Source organism: Streptomyces sp. NRRL B-24085, from assembly GCF_001282115.1.
Lineage (GTDB): Bacteria > Actinomycetota > Actinomycetes > Streptomycetales > Streptomycetaceae > Streptomyces.
In genome coordinates this window covers 1-3,169 of sequence record NZ_LJBR01000585.1, presented here as the reverse complement: position 1 = coordinate 3,169, position 3,169 = coordinate 1, and the positions used below count along the sequence as shown (strand labels likewise).

The 3,169-nt window shown below is 71.2% G+C and carries 3 protein-coding genes; 1 reads left to right on the top strand and 2 read right to left on the bottom strand.

Going from position 1 to position 3,169, the window contains the following annotated elements; translation table 11 throughout:
* Positions 1 to 19 precede the first annotated feature (19 nt).
* Positions 20 to 775 (bottom strand): SDR family NAD(P)-dependent oxidoreductase, encoded by a 756-nt coding sequence (locus AOJ26_RS39830; protein WP_053853219.1) that lies wholly within the window; start codon positions 773 to 775, stop codon positions 20 to 22.
* Positions 772 to 2,079, bottom strand: coding sequence for an enolase C-terminal domain-like protein (locus AOJ26_RS39825; protein ID WP_053853218.1), 1,308 nt, complete (start codon positions 2,077 to 2,079; stop codon positions 772 to 774). Before AOJ26_RS39825 ends, AOJ26_RS39830 begins: the two co-directional genes overlap by 4 nt.
* 308 nt (positions 2,080 to 2,387) lie before the next feature.
* On the opposite strand from AOJ26_RS39825, the gene AOJ26_RS39820 reads away from it, so the two are divergent.
* On the top strand, positions 2,388 to 3,122 hold the full coding sequence (locus AOJ26_RS39820) for a FadR/GntR family transcriptional regulator (protein WP_053853217.1): 735 nt from the start codon (positions 2,388 to 2,390) through the stop codon (positions 3,120 to 3,122).
* Positions 3,123 to 3,169 lie beyond the last annotated feature (47 nt).

Genomic DNA, 3,169 nt, shown 5'->3' with positions numbered 1-3,169 from the left:
GTCTTGGGGAGGGCCGTGGTCAGGCCCGGGGGCGGAGCCGCAGTCCTTGCATGCCGCCGTCGACGGCGAGATCGGTGCCGGTGGTGGAGGCGGAGAGCGGGCTCGCGAGGTGGGCGATGGCCGCGGCCACCTCCTCGGCGGTGACCAGACGGCCCGTCGGCTGGCGGGCGCAGAGGGCGGCGCGTTCGGCCGCCGCGTCGGCGGCGCGCTCCAGGAGCCGGCCGACCCACGGGGTGTCGACGGTGCCGGGGTTGACGCAGTTGACGCGGATGCCCTCGCGCACGAGGTCGGCGGCGCTCGCCCGGGTGAGGGCGAGGACGGCACCCTTGGTGGCGGAGTACAGCGCCCGCTGCGGCAGGCCCGCGGTCGCCGCGACGGAGCAGGTGTTGACGATCGCGGCACGGCCGGAGCGGCGCAGGTGGGGGAGTGCGGCCCGGGTCACGCGGACGATGCCGAGAACGTTGACGTCGAGCACGCGGTGCCACTCGTCGTCGGAGTTGTCCTCGATCGTGCCCTGGGCGCCGATCCCGGCGTTGTTGACCAGGATGTCGAGGCCACCGAGCGTCCTCGCGGCCTCGTCGACGGCCGAGCGCACCTCGCGGTCGTCGGTCACGTCGGCCCGGATGCCGACGAGCGGTTCGGGTACGTCCGGCTTGAGGTCGAGACAGGCGACCCGGGCCCCCCGGTCGGCGAGCAGCCGGGCGGTGGCCAGGCCGATGCCGGAGGCGCCGCCGGTGACGACGGCCGCCAGGCCCGTCAGTTCGGATCCGCTCACGAGGCGGTCACCTCCTGCCAGACGGGCCCGTCCGGGTAACGGTGGGCGGCGACGGAACCGGGATGTATCTCGGCGCTGATGCCGGGCGCGGTCGGGGCCAGATAGCGGCCGTCGCGGATGCGGACCGGGTCGGTGAAGTGCTCGTGCAGATGGTCGACGTACTCGATGACGCGGTCCTCGGTGGTGCCGCTCACGGCCACGTAGTCGAACATCGCCAGGTGCTGCACCATCTCGCACAGGCCGACGCCGCCGGCGTGCGGGCACACCGGGACGCCGAACTTGGCGGCCAGCAGCAGGATGGCGACGTTCTCGGTGACTCCGGCGGTGCGGCTGGCGTCCATCTGGAGGATGTCGAGCGCCTCGGCCTGCAGGAACTGTTTGAACATCACCTGGTTGTGGGTGTGTTCGCCGGTGGCCACCTTGACCGGTGCCAGCTCCCTGCGGACGGCGGCGTGGCCGAGGATGTCGTCGGGGGAGGTGGGTTCCTCGATCCAGTACGGGTCGTAGGGGGCGAGGGCGCGCATCCAGTCGATGGCCTGCCGGACTCCCCAGGCCTGGTTGGCGTCTACGGCGATCCGGATGTCCGGGCCGACCGCCTCGCGGGCCAGCCGCATCCGGCGGACGTCGGTCTCGCGGTCGGCGCCGACCTTCAGCTTGATCTGGGAGAAGCCGTCCGCGACGGCTTCCTTCGACAGCCGCACGAGCTTCTCGTCGTCGTAGCCGAGCCAGCCGGGCGTCGTGGTGTAGGCGGGGTAGCCGGACGCCAGCAGGTGGGCGGTGCGTTCGGCGCGTCCGGGCTCGGCGCGGCGCAGGATGTCCAGCGCCTCCTCACGGGTCAGCGCGTCCTCCAGGTAGCGGAAGTCGACCAGGTCGACGAGCTGTTCGGGGGACAGCTCGGACAGCAGACGCCAGACCGGCTTCCCGGTGCGGCGGCCGTACAGGTCCCACACGGCGTTGACGATCGCCGCGGCCGCCATGTGGACGGCCCCCTTCTCCGGCCCCAGCCAGCGCAGCTGACTGTCGCCGGTCAGCCTGCGGGAGAAGGCGCCGAGGTCGCCCAGGACTTCCTCCACCGGCAGACCGACCACCAGCGGGGCCAGCGCGCGTACGGCGGCGACCTCGACGTCGTTGCCGCGGCCCACGGTGAAGGCGAGCCCGTGCCCCTCGTCACCACCGCTCGTACGGACCGTCACATAGGCGGCCGAGTAGTCGGGTTCGGGGTTCATGGCGTCGGAGCCGTCGAGGTGGAGCGAGGTAGGGAACCTGACGTCCACCGCTTCGACGGCGCTGATGAGTTCAGTCATGCTGACCGGCCGTCCCGGCCCGGGGACCGCGGGGTCTGTTCGAGGTCATGGCAAACCACCTGTCGTCATGTGTCGATGACATGTCTCCTGCGCAACAACAGGTACTAGACATGGGATGGATTTAAGAGCTCGTCCCGTCTCAGTGTCCATACCTGAGGCGAAACAATTTCCCGGATCATCCATTCACCTGCGCATATGTCGATCTTTACGCGCCAGGGGCGGGTGATCGGTCATCCCATCTCTTCCGCAGCCGTGGGATGTATTGCTACGGTGCCGCTTGCGCACGCAGGAAGAGGGGACGGCCGCACATGTCACTGACCGACAAGGCCATCGACCGCATCAGGGAGCTCATCCAGTCCGGTGAGCTGGCGCCGGGCGCCAAGCTGTTGCCCGAGCCGCAGCTCGCCGCGGAGCTCGGGCTGTCGCGCAACCTGACGCGGGAGGCGGTGAAGGCCCTGGTCGTCTCCCGGGTGCTGGAGATCCGGCGCGGTGACGGTACCTATGTGACCAGCCTGGAGCCGGAGCTGCTGCTCAGCGGGGTCGGCTCGGCCGTGGAGCTGCTGCGCGGCGACACACTGCTGGAGCTCACCGAGGTGCGCCGACTGTTCGAACCGGTCGCCACCGCGCTGGCCGCGACCCGCATCTCGGACGCCGAACTCGCCGAGGTGGAACACCACCTCGACGCCATGCGCGCCGCCCGCGAGGACGTGGAACGACTCAACGAGCATGACGCCGCCTTCCACCGGACGGTGATCGCCGCCACCGGGAACGCCACGCTCTCCGCGCTGCTGGAAGGCATTTCCAGCCGGACCGTGCGCGCGCGGATCTGGCGCGGCCTGGTCGACGACAACGCCGCCGCACGCACCGTCGCCGAGCACGAGGCCATCTACCAGGCACTGACCGACCGGGACGCGGCCCTCGCACAGGCCGCGGCGCTCATGCACGTCACCACGACGGAGCGTTGGCTGCGCGCGCACTGGGAACGGGAGGACGGCAGGGGGCCGCTCGACCTCGCGGCGGGGGACGCCGGGACGCCGCCGTAGACGACCGCGATCCGGCGCCGACATGTGGTCCCCGACATGGGGGGGGC